Origin of the sequence: Rhizobium sp. 862_C5_N1_2, from assembly GCF_051811205.1 — a bacterium.
Taxonomy (GTDB): Bacteria; Pseudomonadota; Alphaproteobacteria; order Rhizobiales; family Rhizobiaceae; genus Rhizobium; species Rhizobium leguminosarum.
This window is the reverse complement of sequence record NZ_JBPWPT010000002.1, coordinates 933,170-950,688: the sequence shown is the minus strand read 5'-3', so window position 1 is coordinate 950,688 and position 17,519 is coordinate 933,170. Positions and strand designations below refer to the sequence as shown.

Here is a 17,519-nt window from a genome sequence, read left to right as displayed (position 1 = left end):
GAGCCCCGCCGACCAGAACGAGGATAAATCATGCCAGAGGCAGATGGAGCCGACGAGGCGCTCAATCGGGTGAACACGCATTCCAAGCCATCCGACCTTCGGATCACCGACATGCGGGTAGCCGAAATTGTCGGCGCGCCGTTCACTTCAGCGCTGCTCAAGATTTACACCAACCAGGGCATCGTCGGGCTTGGCGAGGTGCGCGACGGCGCCAGCGCCACCTACGCGCTGATGCTGAAGAGCCGGTTGCTTGGCGAGAACCCTTGCAACATCGACCGACTGTTTCGCCGGATCAAGCAGTTCGGCGGGCACGGCCGGCAAGGCGGCGGCGTATCGGCCGTCGAAATCGCGTTGTGGGATCTTGCCGGCAAGGCCTATGGCGTCCCCATCTACCAGATGCTCGGCGGCCGGTTTCGGGAGAAAGTGCGCGTCTACTGCGACACCGACGCCACCGTGCCGAGCGGCACCGAGACCGGCAGGCGCCTCAAGCAACGCATGGAGCTCGGGTTCACCTTCCTCAAGATGGATCTGGGGCTGATGCAGATCGCAGATGTGCCCGGTGCGGTCGTGTCTCCTGCCGGCTCACTTGAAGGGTACCGCAACCACCCCGGCCGCGGCCCGCTGAAGACCATTGAAGAGCGGCGCGTCCGCAACGCTGCGTACGATTTGCATAACGTCCCACACCCGTTTACCGGCCTGCACTTTTCCGACAAGGGCCTCGACTTCCTTGAGCAATACATTGCCGAGGTTCGCGAGGTCATCGGCATGGATATTCCGCTCGCCATAGACCACATCGGCCACATCTCAGTGCAGAACGGCATTCGCCTTGCCAGGCGAATTGAAAAATACGTGCCAGCCTGGCTCGAGGATGTGATCCCATGGCAGTACACTGAGCAGTACCGACAACTGCAGGACGCCACTACGGTGCCGATCTGCACCGGTGAGGACATATACCTCAAGGAAGGCTTCGAGCCGCTGCTCAAGAGCGGCGGCATCTCCGTTATCCACCCAGACCTGCTCACCAGCGGGGGCATCCTCGAGACCAAGAAGATCGGAGATATGGCGCAGGACCGTGGTGTCGCCATGGCCATCCACATGGCAGAAAGTCCAATCGCCGCAATGGCCGCGGCACATGTGGCGACCGCGACTGAAAACTTCATGGCGCTCGAATACCACTCCGTCGATGTCGACTGGTGGGACGATATCGTCACCGGCCTTCCCAAGCCACTCGTGAAGGACGGCTTTATCACTGTTCCTGACAAGCCGGGCCTGGGGATTGACGACGTCGTCGACGAGGTGATCTCGCAGCATCTGCAGCCGGGTGTCACCGGCATCTGGCAGCCCACGGATCACTGGGACGATGAGTATTCCTGGGATCGCACCTGGAGCTGAGGCGAAAAGGAACGAAGATGAAGATCACCGATCTCCGCTGCGCCGTTATCGGCAAACACCCGATCGTCCGCATCGTTACGGACGAGGGCCTCCATGGCTTGGGCGAAGTCGAGTTCACCAAGTCCTACCTCAAGCCCTGGGTGCTGCATTTCCGCGAGGTGCTGATCGGCGAGGACCCGACCGACGTCGAGAGAGTCATGCTGAAGATCCGTCAACGCGGCTCTTTCAAGCCGTACGGCGCGGCGGTAAGCGCTATCGAGCATGCGGTGTGGGATATTGCCGGCAAGGCCGCGGGCGTGCCCGTCTATAAACTACTCGGCGGCAAGGTGCGCGACAAGGTGCGCGTCTACAACGGCTCGATCCGCCGGCAACGCACGGGCGACCGGCCGGAGGATTACGCCGCTGACGTCAAATGGATGATGGAGCAGCCGCAGAACTTCTTCATGATCAAGCAAGGAATCTCGTTCCACTCCAACATGAAGGACACCATTGGGGGCTTCCACTACGGCGTGACGCAGAAGGCCGGCTATCACGGTGCCATGGATCAGGGCGTGATCAGCGAGCGCGGTTTCAATCACATGCTCGACTGCGTGATCGCGATGAAGGAAGTGCTGGGCGACAAAGTCAGCCTGGCGCTCGACTGCGGCCCGGGCTGGATGCTGCCCGATGCGATCAAGTTCGCTCGCGCGGTCGAGAAGTACAATTTGATGTGGCTCGAGGACATGCTGACTGGCGACTATGTGCCGTGGGTCAATCCGCAGGCCTATCGGGAACTGACAACCTCCACCTCGACGCCAATCCACACTGGTGAGCAAATCTACCTGCGGCACAATTTCAAGGAACTGATCGAGACGCAGGCGGTGCGCGTGATCGGCCCAGATCCAGCCGATATTGGCGGTATTGCCGAACTCAAATGGGTCGCCGAGCACGCCTACATGCACTCTATCCTGATGGCACCGCACGGGGTCGCCAACGGCCTGCTAGGCCTCGGCGCGTTGATCAATGTCTGCGCCACCTTGCCCGCAAATTACATCGCGTTCGAATATCCGAGCGCCAGCGACCCCTGGTGGGAAGATCTGGTCGTTGGCTTGCCACCGCAGATCGTGAAGGACAGTATGGTGGACCTGCTGGAAGCGCCGGGGCTGGGCCTCGATATCGACGCCGAAGCGGCCAGGAGATATCTCAGGGAAGAGGATGCGGGCTTCTTCGACTGAACCTCCCTCCTCACGCCAACAATACCGTGTCGCGACGGGATCGCCGCCCGTCGCCCTTATAGGCCGAGGTATCGAGCTTGAATCCCGGGAAGAGAGCCGTCTGGAGTTTCGAGGGCGCATTTTCTGCGCCCTCGTATTGCAACTCAGCCGATGGCCATGAGGCTTGCATTGCCGCCGGCGGCCGCGGTGTTGATCGACGTCGACACCTCCTCCAGCAGCCAATTCAGGCAATAGGCTTCGGGATCGCTCGCCAATTCCTCGGCTGTCGCGGCCTGGACCAGCAGAAGCGGACCGGGCAGGTGAGCGATCTTCTGATTGACGGCCAGAACCCTGTCGCGATCCCCTTCGACGAGGGCACCCGAGAACGGTCCGTCCTTTTCCCAATCCGATGTCCAGGAAATTCGGCTGGCGACAGCCGCGGGAAGATCCGCCAGGACTGACTTCGATAGGGAACCCGCGTCCACGACGATATGGTTACCGGTCGACAGGGCTGCGGCGATCTGGCGATGAAGCCCGCTTTCCGTCTGCGGCACGAGGAGAATACGGCCGCGGGGATGGAGCGCGTAGAGATTGAGCTCCCCGACCGGACCGGTGAGTTCGCGTTCGAGCCCGAGCGCCGAACGGCTCGCATATCCACGCGCCGCCTCCCCCTCGCCCGGCAGGCCCTTCTTATCGAGCCAGACAATGTAGTCGCGAAGGGCGAGGTCCGTATGAACGGAATCCTGCTGCGGCGGCACCGGAGCGCGTTGCACCAACCGGCCGATATAGAGCGGACCGCCGGCCTTCGGACCTGTTCCCGACAAGCCGCGACCGCCGAAAGGCTGCACGCCGACGACGGCGCCGATGATGTTCCGGTTGACGTAGAGGTTGCCAGCCTTGATGCGGCTGGTCACATGCGCGATCGTTTCATCAAGCCGGGTGTGAAGCCCGAATGTGAGCCCATAACCCGATGCGTTGATGTCGTCGATCAGACGGTCGAGCCCGTTTCGCTTGAAGCGGATGACGTGCAGGACCGGTCCGAAGACCTCCCTCGTCAGGTCCGACAGCGACTGGATTTCGATAATCGTCGGCGGAACGAAGGTCCCCGCCGCGGCACTTTCGGGCAGCGGCAACTGATCCACCTTGCGGCCTAAGCCGCGCATATGCTCGATATGCTGGTCGATCTCCGTCTTTGCGCTGTCATTGATGACTGGGCCGACGTCGATGCTCAGCCGATCGGTACGGCCGATCGTCAGTTCGCGGAAGGCGCCCTTCAGCATGTTGAGGGTCCTGTCGGCGACATCGTCCTGAAGGCAGAGAACTCTGAGCGCCGAGCAGCGCTGACCGGCGCTATCGAAAGCCGAGGCAATGACGTCGGCCACCACCTGCTCGGCCAGTGCCGAGGAGTCGACGATCATGCCGTTCTGACCGCCCGTTTCGGCGATCAGCGGAATCGGCCTGCCGCCTGCTGACAGCCGTTCCGCCAGCTGCGCCTGGATCATGCGGGCAACTTCGGTCGACCCGGTAAACATGACGCCTGCCGTTTCCTCCGCCCCGACCATGCCGGCGCCAAGGCGGCCGCTGCCGGGCACGAACTGCAAGGCACCGACAGGCACGCCCGCCTCGTGGAGGATCTTCACGCTTTCCGAAGCGATGATCGGCGTGACGCCGGCCGGTTTGGCAAGCACGGGATTGCCGGCCACCAAGGCTGCGGCGACCTGCCCGGTGAAAATCGCCAGCGGGAAATTCCACGGGCTGATGCAGACGACCGGGCCGAGGGGCGCATGCGAGGGGCCGAGGGTCTTGCGCGCCTGTTCGGCGTAGTAGCGCAGGAAATCGATGGCCTCACGCACCTCGCCGACGGCATTGGCCGCGGATTTGCCGGCTTCGCGCATGACGATGCCCATCAGCGTCTTGATGCGGGCCTGCATGATGTCGGCCGCACGCTCGAGACAGGCGGCACGCTCGGCCGGCGGCACGGCGGCCCATTGCGGCGCATGCTCGGCCGCCATGCGAACGATGCGCGCTGCCTCCTCGACCTTCACTTCGGTCACCGTGCCGACAACATCCCGGTGATCGGCAGGATTGAGAACCTCCCGCGTCACCCCACCTGTAGAGCCGTCGGCAAGGATGGGAAGTGCGTGCCATAGGGTCGCAGCCGTGGTGGCGAGCGCCTCTGCCAAATCCGAAAGGGTGGCCTCGTTCGAGAGATCGAGGCCGTCGGAATTGGCCCGGGCGTTGCCGTAAATTGCCTTCGGCGAGGCGATCTGCGCGTGGGGCGCGCCAACGACCGGCATGGCTGCGACGATTTCGGCGGGATCGGCGATCAGGGCCTCGACCGAGACATTCGGATCGGAGATGCGGTGCACGAAGGAGGAATTGGCACCATTTTCCAGAAGACGTCGAACCAGATAGGCGAGCAACGTCTCATGTGTTCCCACAGGCGCATAGATGCGGCAGGGCCGGTCCAGTTTTTCCTTTCCGACGACCTCGTCATAGAGAGGTTCGCCCATGCCATGCAGACATTGAAACTCGTATTTCCCGACCGCAAACTCAGGACCCGCCAGACGATAGATCGTAGCGAGCGTCTGCGCATTATGGGTGGCAAATTGCGGAAAGACCGCATCCGGAGCATCGAGCAGCTTGCGCGCGCAGGCGACGTAGGCAACATCGGTGTAGATCTTGCGAGTATAGACCGGATAGTCGTCGAGGCCGTCCAGCTGGGCGCGCTTGATCTCCGCATCCCAATAGGCGCCCTTGACGAGACGGACCATAACCCGGCGCCCGGAACGGCGTGCGAGATCGATGATGTAGTCGAGGACGAAGGGGCAGCGCTTGCCATAGGCCTGCACGACGAAGCCCAGCCCGTTCCATCCGGCGAGATCAGGGGCAAAGCAAAGCGCCTCGAGGAGGTCGAGTGAAAGCTCCAGCCGATCGGCCTCCTCCGCGTCGATATTGAGGCCGATATCATAGGTCTTGGCGAGAACGGCCAGCGCCTTGACCTTCGGCAGCAGCTCGCTCATCACCCGGCCGGCCTGCGACCTCACGTAACGCGGATGCAGGGCTGAAAGCTTGATCGATATGCCCGGGCCGTCATAGATGCCGCGCCCGTCCGACGCCTTGCCGATGGCATGAATCGCCTTTTCGTAATCCCGGTAATAGCGCTCGGCGTCAGCGCCCGTCGTGGCGGCCTCGCCCAGCATGTCGTAGGAATAGCGGAAACCACGCGCTTCCAGCGGGCGGGCGCGCTTCAGCGCCTCTGCGATCGTTTCGCCGGTGACGAACTGCTCGCCCATCATGCGCATCGCCATATCGACGCCGCGACGGATGACCGGCTCGCCGGCGCGCGCGATCAGCCGTGTCAGCGCTGCCGACAGGCTTCGGTCGTTAACCGTCGAGGTCAGCTTGCCGGTGACGACGAGACCCCAGGTGGCGGCGTTGACGAACATGGATTTTCCGCCACCGATATGGGAGGTCCAGTTGCCCTCGGCGATCTTGTCGCGGATCAGCGCGTCCCGGGTTTCGGTATCGGGAATGCGCAACAGCGCTTCGGCGAGGCACATCAGCGCCACGCCTTCCTGGCTGGAGAGTGAGTATTCCTGCACCAGCCCTTCGACACCGGTCCCCTTGTGCTTGGCGCGCAACGCCTCAATCAGGCTGCGGGCCGTGCTGCGAATGTCATAGCGTTTTGCCTCGGAGACACGCGCTGCGGCAACGAGCGGCGGAAGGCATTCGGTTTCCGGTCGGCGATAGGCTGCCGTGATGGCCTGGCGAAGTTCGGATTGCGGTCGGATCGGTGGGGCAAAGCCGGAGAACGGCGCGCCGTCGACCGGATCATGGGAGGGCGTGGAGGGCGTCGCTGCGTTCAACATGGGAGTCCCTATTCAATCGATGTTTGGTCTAGCGGATAAATGGAACAGAGGGCTCATCGTCCCAGAGCGCATCATCCGTGAAAGCGGGGCCGGAATATTCGGTCTCGCGCAGCGGGCGCGCATCTGGTCTGTCGCGCTTGAATGTGAGCGCCGCCGCCACAGCCCTTATTGCCACCGGCCGGTAGTGAACGAGCAGGTCGGGTTCTTGGTCATCATCCGCTTCGTTGTCATGCATGTATGATCCCCCGTTTTGAGGTCGACGCCGATACCGATCACAGCGCTCTTTCACCCGGCGCCCAATCTATCACAGCCACAAATCGCGATCTCACTTGATTTTTACAGTTTCTAGGCCGTATGAACTTATTAATACGCCATCGAGAGTTCAAATGGCCACAGAAACTGACATCTTTAGTGAATTGGACCAGTTCGATAAAAAAATCCTCGCCGCACTCGCCGAGGACGGAAGGCTGTCGATCACCGATCTGGCTACGCGTGTCGGACTGTCGAAGACGCCATGCCAGATTCGCTTCAAAAGGCTGATCAGCGAAGGATACATCGAAGGCTTCAAGGCCATCCTCAATCCGTCGAAAATGCAGCTCGACCACATTGCTTTCGTCGAGGTGAAACTCTCCGATACCCGCGAGCATGCGCTGAAAAGCTTCAACGATGCCATCAAGAAGATCGGGGAAGTCGAAGAGTGTCATATGATTGCAGGCAGGTTCGACTATCTCTTGAAGATCCGCACCCGAGATATTGGCCGCTACCGCCGCGTCCTCGGCGAGCGCATCTCGACCCTGCCCCACGTTGCCAACACCTCGACCAACGTCGCAATGGAGACGGTCAAGGAAGGCTGGGACAAGTCCGGTTCGAGTTTTTCGTGAATGTGATCCGTGGGAAGCTATGACGAGCTGCCGGTGAGTTGCCGCCGGAGGGACTGCGATATAGTCATTGCCATCGGCTGTCGCGCCAATGCGATCATTCCGACCATTCGCATGAAGCGATGGCTAAAGCGGTTGCGGCAAGTAGCAATCCACCCACAGCCATTCAGCCATCTCTCGCTTTTCGACCGCGTGGGCTCGATTTCACCGGCACGCTCTTGCCGTACTCTTTCCACCACGCCGTCTCGAGTGTTGGTTACCGATGCCGGTAGCGAAAGGCTTCGACGAAGGCGGAGAAAGCAGGGGATGGATGGCGCCGGCTGGGGTAATAGAGATGATACCCTTGGAACGTTGGCGCCCAGTCCGACAGCACTTCGTGCAGTTGACCGCTGTCACAATATTGCCTGATGAGATCCCTCGGCACATAAGACAGCCCCGCCCCATCGAGAGCGGCATTGATCGCAGGTCCTATGTTGCTCATCACGAGCTGGCCTTCCACACGTACGCTGAACTCGCGGCCATCCTTTTCAAACTCCCAGGCATACAGAGCGCCTGACGTCGGAAGACGCAGGTTCACGCAATTGTGGTCCGTCAAGTCTTGCGGGGTCGAAGGTGCAGTGCGGGCCACAAAATATTCCGGTGATCCGACCACGGCATAAGAGATATCGGGCCCGATGCGAACGGCCACCATGTCGCGCGCAATCGCCTCGCCGAGCCGCACGCCGGCATCGAATTGGCGCTCCACGATATTTGTGAAACCGTTGTCGACGATGAGTTCCACGGTGATATCGGGGTAATCCCGTAAAAATGCCGACAGCCTCGAACGGAAAACCAGCTCCACGGCATCATCGGGACATACGAGGCGGACTGTGCCCGAAGGCTTGTCGCGCAACGCGCCGAGGGCACTGATCCCGGCGGCGATGCTCTCGAAATGCGGCTGGATAGTTTCCACGAGGCGCGCACCGGCCGCCGTGGGAGCCACGTCACGCGTCGTGCGGGAAAGAAGCCGGACGCCGAGTCGGGCTTCGAGCGCGCTGATCGTATGGCTCAACGCCGAGCGCGTAACTCCCAATTTTGATGCAGCGCGCGTGAAACTCCGCTCCTGAGCCACCTCCAGAAACGCACGCATTTCCGTGAACTCGTCGCGCCGCATTGTTGAATCTCCTTCATCACGACGTTCAGATTATAGCTTCTAGTCGCGCAAAACCAGTCCGGCTATCTATCTGGCAACGGACAGGAGAACGTGAATGACCGTCGAGTTGACATTGAATGAGACCTCACTGATGGACGACACGGCGACCTCATGGTCTGCTGTGACCTGTCTCTCGCTTCTCACTTTCCTTTTGGTGGGTCTGGAATTTCTCCCTGTGAGCCTTCTGACCCCAATCGCCAGGGACCTCTCTATTTCAGAGGGGCAAGCCGGATTGGCGATCACCGTGTCGGGTGTCTTTGCGGTTCTCACCAGCCTTTTCGGCAATGCCTTCCTGGCGAGGATCGACCGGAAGTCTGTCGTCTTGCTCTATACGGCGGTTCTTGTTGCATCGAGCTTGGCGGTTGCTCTCGCACCCAACTTCCCTGTCTTTCTTGTCGGGCGGTCCCTGGTCGGCGTTTCGATCGGCGGCTTCTGGTCGCTGTCGACGGCTATTCTGGCACGCTTGGTTTCGGACCGTGATCTGCCCAAGGCCATTGCGCTTCTGCAAGGCGGCACCGCGTTCGCGCTCGTCCTTGCCGCGCCACTCGGCAGTTTTCTTGGCGGGTTCATCGGATGGCGCGGAGCGTTCTTCATTACCGTGCCGATCGGAATTGCCGCACTCGTCTGGCAACTGGTCGTTCTGCCGAGGATGCCGGCGACATCAACCGTCTCGGTGGCCAGAATATTCGGGCTGCTGCGCAATCGCACATTCGCAGTTGGAATGGCGGCGACCGGCTTGGCCTTCATTGGCCAGAACGCACTGTCCATTTATCTTCGCCCGTTCCTCGAAGGCGTCACGGGACTGGAATTGAATGTTCTGTCCATGGTGCTTCTCGGCCTCGGAGTCGGCGGGCTAGCTGGAACCTCCGTGATCGGCTTCGTCGCCCGGCGCCACCTCCTACTCGTTCTCGTAGGTCTGCCGGCTGCTCTTGCTGTCCTTGCCCTGCTGCTGATCGCTCTCGGGCCGTTCGCAGCGATTACGACATTGCTGCTCGTCTTCTGGGGATTCTTCTCGACCCCGATTCCGGTGGCCTGGAACACCTGGATGGCCGCCATCGTTCCTGGTGAATTGGAAGCGGCAGGTGGACTGCAGGTGGCGCTGATCCAGCTCGCCATTGCAGGCGGCGCCTTTGCTGGCGGCATGCTGTTCGACGCCTCGGGATGGCGGAGCACCTTCCTTCTGGCCGCCTGCCTTCTCGCCGGCTCGGCTGTCCTGGCCGCGCTCGCCGGCCGCCGTTCCTGAGCCTTCAGAAACCAAACAGGAGATCATCATGTCCCAAGGAATTGAAAACAAAGTGGTCGTCATCACCGGGGCAAGCAGCGGGCTTGGCGAAGCCACCGCGCGTCACCTTGCGGAGCGCGGCGCGTCCGTCGTCCTCGGCGCGCGGCGTAGCAACCGCATCGCTGCGCTGGCTGAGGAGCTGTCCGCCAAGGGCTATAAGGCCAAGGCAGTCCAAACCGACGTCACGGACCAACATCAAGTCAAAAAGCTCGTCGACACGGCCGTCAACGCGTTCGGTCGCATCGACGTGATGCTGAACAATGCCGGCCTGATGCCACTTGCGCCGCTCGAACGGCTCAAAGTTGACGAGTGGGATCGCATGATCGACGTGAACATCAAAGGGGTGCTCTACGGTATCGCAGCAGCGCTTCCGCACATGAAGGCGCAGAAGTCGGGGCACATCATCAACGTGTCCTCCGTCTACGGTCATGTGATCGATCCGGGCGCCACCGTCTATTGCGCGACGAAATTCGCCGTGCGCGCCCTCTCGGAAGGGCTGCGGAAGGAAGTGAAGCCGTACAACATCCGGACCACGATCATTTCACCCGGCGCAGTGAGCACCGAACTCCTCGAACACATCAGCGAAAAGGACATCCAGGCGGGCACAAAGGAGTTCGTCAGCAAGATCGCCGTCAGCGCGGACACGTTCGCCCGAACGGTCGCCTTCGCGGTGAACGAGCCGGACGATGTCGACATCAACGAAATCCTGTTCCGGCCGACGGCTCAACCTGTCTGACGCGAGGCGCGCTATGTCGATGACATCCAAGTTCATGAGCCGTCGCGCGGTGCTGGGCTTAACCTTGGCGGCCGCCGCTCTGCCTCTCGTGGCGCAAGGGCAGGACGAGTGCGGCCCGGCGGAGCCCGAGGCGACAGGCGTCAGGATCCGGATAGGCTTCAACAATCTAACCCTGACCGCGACACTCGCCGACAATCCGACGGCGCGCGATCTCGTTTCCATGCTACCCCTGAACCTTAAGATCGAGGACTATGGCAGGAACGAAAAGATCGTCCATCTGCCGCGCAAGCTCACCGAAGAAGGCAGCGGTGCTTTCGGAAACGAGCAGCCGGGCGACCTTTGCTACTTCAAACCCTGGGGCAACTTGGCCCTGTTCTACGCGGATTACCGCTGGGACGGGCTGATCAGGCTCGGCCGCTTCGACAATGACTTCGAGCCGTTGCTGGTGCGCGGCGAGTATCCGCTCCGCATAGAACGCATCTGACAAAGGTTGCATGAGCAGAAATCTAAAATAGCGTTCCTCTCGGGCGTCCGTTGAGCCGAGATCGGCCAGCACGTCAAACCGATATCTGCTTCGGATGACAACCCTTGGAGAAATGGCAGGAATACTGCCACCGAAGCGTGCCCCGTTCGCCGCTTGGCATCGCCATCTCCTCCCGTGCGAACGCGGAACCGGGGCGCCGCAGATTGGTCGTCAGCAGCGGGTGAACGAGCGAGCGAGACCTTGGTGGCCGAGTAGACGCTGAAGGTCGGCAAGCCCTTCAAGCCAACAAGCGGCCTACCGCGGTCTTTGAATTTCACAGTAGACAATGCTGCGGTTTGAGCCGGACCAAACCGACACCTTCACATCCGCCCCAGCCACGCTTTCACTGGCGATCAAGCCCATCTCTCGTTCTGACCGCAACAGCAGCGCCCAGTTCATAAATGTTTCCATATAGCCATCGACCTCCGTCTCCGGGGAAAAGTTGGCGAATAGGAATGTGCCGCCAGGCTTAAGCATGCTGACGCACTTCTTGGTCAGCTTTACGGCGACCGCGTCCGGCAAATAGTCATAAAGACCCGCGGCATAAACGAAATCGAACATTCCCAGCGCATGCCTTCCACCGAGCAGGGATTTGACCGACCCGTTCACCGCTTCGACGGACGTGCCGGCGAAATCGCGGGTGACGGTTCCAACGCTCATCGGGTCTTGATCCAAGGCTACCCAGCGCCTGATCGCGCCGGCGCCGAGAGCGCGTGACAAAGGCCCCTCACGAAGATGTCCGGCCGCGATGGCGAGGACTTCGGTGGAACCAGGCCGGGCCAAAGCGATTTCGTCAACGCGGCGAGCCAGAATGTCTCGACGCTCTCTTACCGCGACGGATGACGAAGCATTTCGAGTGTAGGCGTAGATCGAGCGTCCCAGGTTGCTCGCTGATAAGACGGCGTCCTCAATCTCAGGTCTGCCGTAGATGAAGTCGAGAAGGCGTGCGTCGCCAGAATAGCCGCGCGGCTTTTCGAACGACCAGCGGGTCAATGGATCTTGATGAAGATAGTGAGCAACTGGATGAGATTGCGCGATCGGAACGATGGCGTCCCACACCTCCGGATGAAAGCGCCGCCGTATCTGATGCAAGGCGTCGGTAAGACGCTCGATTATCGCATTAGGCTCGATGCCGGATTTGAACTGACGGATCGACACGTCAAGGCTGAGGGCAAGCTCGGCTCTGGCAACGATAAGGTGGCCGGGATCTGGGGCAGCAACCCTTCTTGCCGCCCGACGAATTTCACCTGGCGCAACAAGACTTTCACCGTCCAAGACCAGGTTTTGTGCCATTTCGAGCCCCCTTTGACATAGCGTTAAGCATAATCAACCTCGAAATAGGATGCGACTAGAATCTACACGGGATAAGGGTAATTCTACTCTTGCGGGTCCGATGCTACCCCTCTAACAAAGCTAAGCAACAAGACAAACCGGTTGCAGGTTGCCGAACGCAACTCTGGAGGGCGCCGAAGTATGGCTTACTTTTCAACATACTTTAGATGGCTGTCAGTCCGGCGTTTTTGCAGGACCGCGGCTTACGCTAATGTCCCGCCCGACGAATCCACCGCCAGCTTTTCATTCGCCGAGGCCCTCAAGTCTTTGAAAACTGAAAATGATGCTGTCCGATGGCGGAGTTCACGGCATGGTCTTTGGATCGCGGTTGCCGTTTATGTGTCCTTCGCACTTCCCGACCGTTGGCTGATCCCCGATGTTGCGCCTGTGACGATCGCCGCGCGATTCGTCGTTGCAACGATCGCTCTGCTGGTTTTCGAGACCCTGCGCCTGGTAAAAGCGAAAACCGTCTGGCTTGACATCACATGCGCCTCGGCACTGCTTGCGGGCTATGTGGGCTGGCTTTACCCGGCGATTGCCACCCGCGACGTCACCGCCATGTCATACTACATGATATTCGGCGCCATCTTCATGATGGGCGCCAACCTCTTTTTCAGTTTCCCGTTTCGGCTTTCGGTGATCACCTCGAGCCTCGTTCTTTGCGCATTTTTCGTTACGATCGAGGAATTTTTCCCGTCAAGCCAAACCTACAAGTTTGCCTTCGGGTTGTTCTACATTTCGTGCTTTATCTTCACGTCTTTCGTCAATTGGCGATTGAACGTGGAGCGTCGAAACGTGTTGTTGAACGCGGCGGAGGCTCGCCACCAGCACTGGGAAGCGTCCGAGCGGGGAAGGTCACTGCTCGAGCTTTCACATACTGACTACCTGACAGGCATAAGCAACAGACGCGCGCTGGATCGGCGACTCGACGAATGCTGGGCCGCTTGGAAAGACGAACAACGCGACTTCTCCGTGTTCCTCATCGACGTCGACTTTTTCAAACGCTTCAATGATCGCTACGGACATCAGGAAGGAGACCGATGTCTGATTGTCATCGCCAATGCGCTGAAGGCAGTTGTAGAGTCGTCCGACGGCATGATCGGCAGGTATGGTGGCGAGGAGTTTATCGTGGTCATGCCGGCTGCCCTTCCCAAGGTCGCGATGACTCTCGCCGAGAAGATCAGAATGGAAGTCGAGTCTCTTGCGATTGCTCACGACGAGCGACCAGATGATATGTCGATCGTAACCGTCAGCATTGGCGCCGCCTTCACCCGCGAGAAAGTTGGAGAGAAAGTTGAACGAATAGTGCGTGAAGCCGACCTTGCTCTCTACAATGCCAAAGCAAGTGGCCGAAACTGCATTCGTAGTTTTGATCCGTTGTTGCCTCGCCCCGACGACTATGCTGGTAAACTCGTCCCACTGCTGGCGGCCGCCATTGATCGCAAACTGGTTTCGCTCGTGTACCAACCGATCTTCGACGTGACGAACGAGAAGGCAAGAGCTGTCGAGGCTTTGATGCGCCTCAGGATGCCGGACGGCACCGCGGTTTCGCCGAAGACATTCATTCCGGTGGCAGAACGAAGTGGCGCTATCCTCGAACTGGGCAGGTGGGCGATCGAGACGGCATGCCGCGATATATTGATGACCGATCGCATGGTTACCGTCAGCGTCAACGTGTCGCCAATACAACTGCGTTCCCCCGGCTTTGCTGCCAGTGTCGCTGATATCCTTGCTCGGTGCGGGGTCTGCGGATCGCGACTAGCCTTGGAAGTCACTGAGGGCCTGGACATGGATATGCAGTCGGAGGTGCTGAAATGCATTGCCGATCTGCGGGCACTCGGCGTCGAGATCTGGCTTGACGACTTCGGCTGCGGTTTCGCGGGCCTCTCTTGGCTGAGGGCAATCGAGTTTCAGACGGTCAAGGTCGATAGAACCTTCCTGCACGACTGCTCGAACCCACGCGGTCTGATGATGCTTCAGGACATGATTGCTCTCATCCGCAATCGTGGGAATACGATCCTGGTGGAAGGCGTCGAAACTGCAGCACAGTTTTCCCTTCTCAAGGATCTTCGCATCGACCGCGTCCAGGGCTTTCATATGGGAATGCCGGTTAGCGCTGAACTTCTGAGCGCGGCATAACTCGCCTCAAGGTTTCCAGATGGCTCAGCACGTTGCCGATGATCGGTGCGTGGTGCATGACGTCTCTGCCAATTGCGAATTCAGAGGTGAGCGTGGCAAGCATACCCTTATCTTCTCGCCGGGCGGTGCGCTTCGTACAGGCGATGAACCCGGGCGCCTCGGCCGAACCGATTACCTACACGGCAACCAAGGCAATTGGAGCCATCGCAACGAGGGCTGTGCCACCATTGTCAGAAGTCTTGCTTTTGGACGGATCACGCCGTCTGATGCAGCGAGGCAACGGATCGCTGAATCAGACGAATATTCGGCGGTTGAACCTGAGAATGAGGATCAGATGGATCACGCCAATGGCCCGCAAGCCCCGGTGAACGAACAGAGGGAAGCGCGCAGGCTTCAATACCTTACCTGGGAACACATTGTGTCCGACCTCGGCCATCCAGCCCACCTTGCCCGCAAGGCGGAACTCAGGCGATCATGCGGTGCGGAGCTGGCCGAGACGTCCTACATCGCCGAGAATGCCGCGATCTTCACCGAAAGCCTGACGATGGGCGAGCGATCCTGGATCGCCGGGCACGCACTCGTCCGCGGCCATGTGATCCTTGGCGATGATTGCACCATCAATCCCTATGCCTGTATTTCCGGCACAGTGACGTGCGGCAATGGCGTGCGGATTGCTTCGCATGCCTCGATCGTCGGCTTCAATCATGGCTTCGACGATCCGGCAGTTCCCATACACCGCCAGGGTGTCGTCAGCATCGGCATAGTGATCGGTGACGATGTCTGGATCGGCGCCAATTCCGTGGTCCTCGATGGCGCAACAATTGGAAATGGCGCCGTGATCGCCGCCGGAGCGGTGGTTACCGGAGACATTCCCACCATGTCGATTGCCGGTGGCGTGCCCGCCCGGGTACTGCGGAGCCGAGGCTCGGCACCTAGGAAATCCGGCACTGGAGACATCGAAGATCAATTGGTCAGGCTGGGGCAGAAGGCGAAAGACCAGTGGCCGGACATTCTTGCACGCTGGAAAACGCAGGGAGCCTATGAATCCCTGGAAGCGGACGGCGTCCGGAGGCCGGCGATCCGGCATTTATGCGATGCCATCGAGATCGCCGCCGGGTTCGGTCACCTGCCGCCCGACCTCAATCTCTCGGAAACCGTCGAGCTTCTCCAAGGCCTCCAGGAACGAGAGACCGGGCTGTTCCCGGATGAGCATTCGCGCATGCACGACAAGGCGCTGAGGGATGATCCAAAGGCGCTCTACAACGTCCTTTCGGTCGGATATGCGCTTGAGCTGCTTGGCTCCAGTCCACGGCAACCCGTCCATGCCGTCGAGTTTGGCATCGGAGAGCTTGACGAATGGCTGAGCGCCCTGCCCTGGCCAACCCGGGCATGGCACGCCGGCAGCGTGGTCGATGCGATCGGAACCGCCATGTACTTCAATGCCAAGTATTTTGGCATCGGGCATTCACGGCAGCAGCTCTTCGAGTGGCTGAGCCGGAATGCCAACAGCGTTTCAGGGCTCTGGGGCGAGCCGACCGCGGGGGAAGGATGGCTCCAGCCTGTGAACGGCTTTTATCGCCTGACGCGTGGCACCTACGCCCAGTTCGGCGCGGCACTTCCCCACCCGCATGCCTCGCTCGAAACAGTTCACCTCAATTATCGCAACCATAAGGGCTTCGTTGCTGCGAAATACAATGCGTGCAACCTGCTCGATACGATTCATCCTCTGCTGCTGATTGCCCGGCAGACCGACTACAGGCGGGCTGACGGAGAGGCGATCGCCCGCAATCTCATATCAAGGGCTCTGGATAGATGGCGGGATGGCGAGGGATTCCCGTTTGCCGACGGTGGTGAACCGAGCTTGCAGGGGACGGAAATGTGGCTTTCCGTCATTCACCTGGCGGCCGATTTCCTGGGACTGGCAGATCACTTCGCCTTCGTCCCCAAAGGCGTCCACCGAACGGCCACTGTAGGATTGGGCTTGTGAATACGGCAGTTTCGATCAACCGTGCAATGATGCCGTCAGCCAGGCGGCGGCAAGGTCCCGCGCGTTGTTTCGCTTGGCTTTGACGGGCACGATCACGTTGTAACGATCTTCCGCGGCAAGCTCACCGCCGCCGATCCGCACCAGGGTTCCATCCTCCAGAAAAGTGCCCACCAGCACGCGCCATCCCAAGGCAATCCCTTGCCCTGCGCGCGCGGCGGCGATGGTTTCGGTATAATGGTTGAACCGAAGCGACGGCTTTACCTCGAGCTTGGCGCCGGTCAGAGAAAACCACTGCGCCCAGCTATACCAGGAACGATCAAGAACGTCCGTTTCGATGAATTCGTCGACGGAGCCTAGCGGGCCATCTCCTCGACGCCTGAGGTAATCGGGAGAGCAGACGGGGCAGATGACGTCGCCGCGCGAGGCGATGACGGTAGCATCGCTGAAAGGGGGCACACCATAGCGAATTGCCACATCGACTTCTCCGTCGTCGAGAGCGATCGGGCTGTCCTGGGATATCACTCGCACCAGAATGCCCGGGTTCGCCCGGCGGAATTCGGCCAGCCGCGGCAGCAGCCAGAAGGAAGAGAATGCAACGGTCGCCCCTATCGTCAACACGTCCTGGCTGCGCGACTGGATCGCTTCCACGCTCTCGGCGATATCGGCAAAGCTCTTCGCCAGCGTGGCTCCGAGGTTGATGCATGCCGTTGTCGGTTCGATGGCTCGATGCTTGCGCACGAATAGGGGCTGGCCGAATTCCTCCTCCAGCAACGCAATCTGCCTGCTGACTGCCGCCTGGGTGACACCCAATTCGGTCGCAGCCGTGGTGAAGCTCTTCTTCCTGAGCACCGCCTCCAGGGTCACCAGTGCCGTCAGCGACGGGATCCGTCTTCGGAAATGCATCGCAGAACTCCTCTTCACATGATAAAAACTCATGCGAACGTGATTTTTTATGCCGTTGAAACGTCAGCGTTGCAAGGGCAATCTCGGGAA

13 protein-coding genes and 1 pseudogene are annotated in these 17,519 nt (G+C 60.2%); 8 read left to right on the top strand and 6 right to left on the bottom strand.

All coding sequences use genetic code 11. The annotated features are described in order from the left end of the window. The first annotated feature begins 30 nt into the window (after positions 1-30). Entirely contained in the window at positions 31-1,392 is a 1,362-nt protein-coding gene (locus ACD590_RS28765; protein WP_439003955.1) for a mandelate racemase/muconate lactonizing enzyme family protein, read from the top strand. 17 nt (positions 1,393-1,409) lie between these two features. Then, on the top strand, positions 1,410-2,606 hold the full coding sequence (locus ACD590_RS28760) for a mandelate racemase/muconate lactonizing enzyme family protein (protein WP_439003954.1): 1,197 nt from the start codon (positions 1,410-1,412) through the stop codon (positions 2,604-2,606). A gap of 143 nt (positions 2,607-2,749) precedes the next feature. Here the strand turns inward: ACD590_RS28760 and putA are convergent, their stop codons facing one another. Beyond that, complete coding sequence (gene putA, locus ACD590_RS28755; protein WP_439003953.1) at positions 2,750-6,457, bottom strand: trifunctional transcriptional regulator/proline dehydrogenase/L-glutamate gamma-semialdehyde dehydrogenase; 3,708 nt, start codon at positions 6,455-6,457, stop codon at positions 2,750-2,752. Between the two features lie 28 nt (positions 6,458-6,485). Then, a complete protein-coding gene (locus ACD590_RS28750; protein WP_439003952.1) occupies positions 6,486-6,692 on the bottom strand; it encodes a hypothetical protein in 207 nt (68 codons plus the stop codon). Between the two features lie 151 nt (positions 6,693-6,843). Here ACD590_RS28750 and ACD590_RS28745 point away from each other — a divergent pair, with 151 nt between their 5' ends. Continuing rightward, the gene (locus ACD590_RS28745; protein WP_168299719.1) at positions 6,844-7,338 is read left to right on the top strand and encodes an Lrp/AsnC family transcriptional regulator; all 495 of its coding nucleotides are present in this window, start codon (positions 6,844-6,846) and stop codon (positions 7,336-7,338) included. A 163-nt stretch (positions 7,339-7,501) separates the two neighbouring features. Here ACD590_RS28745 and ACD590_RS28740 read toward each other — a convergent pair. Together ACD590_RS28740 and ACD590_RS28735 are read right to left on the bottom strand one after the other, a co-directional pair. Next, positions 7,502-7,591 (bottom strand): annotated as a pseudogene (locus ACD590_RS28740) (winged helix-turn-helix transcriptional regulator); the annotation flags it as partial. Beyond that, complete coding sequence (locus tag ACD590_RS28735) at positions 7,592-8,488, bottom strand: LysR family transcriptional regulator (RefSeq protein WP_439003951.1); 897 nt, start codon at positions 8,486-8,488, stop codon at positions 7,592-7,594. It abuts the pseudogene before it with no gap. 94 nt (positions 8,489-8,582) lie between these two features. Between ACD590_RS28735 and ACD590_RS28730 the strand changes: the two genes are divergently transcribed. Genes ACD590_RS28730 through ACD590_RS28720 form a run of 3 tightly spaced genes read left to right on the top strand, consistent with a single transcriptional unit; the run spans position 8,583 to position 11,029 of the window. Further along, on the top strand, positions 8,583-9,770 hold the full coding sequence (locus tag ACD590_RS28730) for an MFS transporter (protein WP_439003950.1): 1,188 nt from the start codon (positions 8,583-8,585) through the stop codon (positions 9,768-9,770). 28 nt (positions 9,771-9,798) lie between these two features. Continuing rightward, positions 9,799-10,545, top strand: coding sequence for an SDR family oxidoreductase (locus tag ACD590_RS28725; protein ID WP_018445108.1), 747 nt, complete (start codon positions 9,799-9,801; stop codon positions 10,543-10,545). 13 nt (positions 10,546-10,558) lie between these two features. Then, a complete protein-coding gene (locus ACD590_RS28720; protein WP_439003949.1) occupies positions 10,559-11,029 on the top strand; it encodes a cyclophilin-like fold protein in 471 nt (156 codons plus the stop codon). A gap of 294 nt (positions 11,030-11,323) precedes the next feature. On the opposite strand, the gene ACD590_RS28715 is transcribed toward ACD590_RS28720, so the two are convergent. Beyond that, positions 11,324-12,361 carry a class I SAM-dependent methyltransferase gene (locus tag ACD590_RS28715; protein WP_439003948.1) on the bottom strand — a complete coding sequence of 346 codons (1,038 nt, stop codon included), beginning with the start codon at positions 12,359-12,361 and terminating at the stop codon, positions 11,324-11,326. Positions 12,362-12,541: 180 nt separating this feature from the next. On the opposite strand from ACD590_RS28715, the gene ACD590_RS28710 reads away from it, so the two are divergent. Together ACD590_RS28710 and ACD590_RS28705 are read left to right on the top strand one after the other, a co-directional pair. Further along, positions 12,542-14,539: a putative bifunctional diguanylate cyclase/phosphodiesterase gene (locus ACD590_RS28710; RefSeq protein WP_439003947.1), complete on the top strand. Its 1,998-nt coding sequence runs from the start codon at positions 12,542-12,544 to the stop codon at positions 14,537-14,539. 334 nt (positions 14,540-14,873) lie between these two features. Next, positions 14,874-16,526 carry an acyltransferase gene (locus tag ACD590_RS28705; RefSeq protein WP_439003946.1) on the top strand — a complete coding sequence of 551 codons (1,653 nt, stop codon included), beginning with the start codon at positions 14,874-14,876 and terminating at the stop codon, positions 16,524-16,526. Positions 16,527-16,541: 15 nt separating this feature from the next. Here the strand turns inward: ACD590_RS28705 and ACD590_RS28700 are convergent, their stop codons facing one another. Further along, positions 16,542-17,429: a LysR substrate-binding domain-containing protein gene (locus ACD590_RS28700; protein ID WP_439003945.1), complete on the bottom strand. Its 888-nt coding sequence runs from the start codon at positions 17,427-17,429 to the stop codon at positions 16,542-16,544. Between the last annotated feature and the right edge of the window lie 90 nt (positions 17,430-17,519).

Excerpts from the sequence above, each read along its gene's own strand:
- ACD590_RS28750 (WP_439003952.1), bottom strand. The coding sequence starts at position 6,692 with ATGCATGACAACGAAGCGGATGATGACCAAGAACCCGACCTGCTCGTT.
- ACD590_RS28725 (WP_018445108.1), top strand. The coding sequence starts at position 9,799 with ATGTCCCAAGGAATTGAAAACAAAGTGGTCGTCATCACCGGGGCAAGC.
- ACD590_RS28730 (WP_439003950.1), top strand. The coding sequence starts at position 8,583 with ATGACCGTCGAGTTGACATTGAATGAGACCTCACTGATGGACGACACG.
- ACD590_RS28700 (WP_439003945.1), bottom strand. The coding sequence starts at position 17,429 with ATGCATTTCCGAAGACGGATCCCGTCGCTGACGGCACTGGTGACCCTG.
- ACD590_RS28760 (WP_439003954.1), top strand. The coding sequence starts at position 1,410 with ATGAAGATCACCGATCTCCGCTGCGCCGTTATCGGCAAACACCCGATC.
- ACD590_RS28765 (WP_439003955.1), top strand. The coding sequence starts at position 31 with ATGCCAGAGGCAGATGGAGCCGACGAGGCGCTCAATCGGGTGAACACG.
- ACD590_RS28720 (WP_439003949.1), top strand. The coding sequence starts at position 10,559 with ATGTCGATGACATCCAAGTTCATGAGCCGTCGCGCGGTGCTGGGCTTA.
- ACD590_RS28715 (WP_439003948.1), bottom strand. The coding sequence starts at position 12,361 with ATGGCACAAAACCTGGTCTTGGACGGTGAAAGTCTTGTTGCGCCAGGT.
- ACD590_RS28735 (WP_439003951.1), bottom strand. The coding sequence starts at position 8,488 with ATGCGGCGCGACGAGTTCACGGAAATGCGTGCGTTTCTGGAGGTGGCT.
- ACD590_RS28710 (WP_439003947.1), top strand. The coding sequence starts at position 12,542 with ATGGCTTACTTTTCAACATACTTTAGATGGCTGTCAGTCCGGCGTTTT.
- ACD590_RS28705 (WP_439003946.1), top strand. The coding sequence starts at position 14,874 with ATGGATCACGCCAATGGCCCGCAAGCCCCGGTGAACGAACAGAGGGAA.
- ACD590_RS28745 (WP_168299719.1), top strand. The coding sequence starts at position 6,844 with ATGGCCACAGAAACTGACATCTTTAGTGAATTGGACCAGTTCGATAAA.
- putA (WP_439003953.1), bottom strand. The coding sequence starts at position 6,457 with ATGTTGAACGCAGCGACGCCCTCCACGCCCTCCCATGATCCGGTCGAC.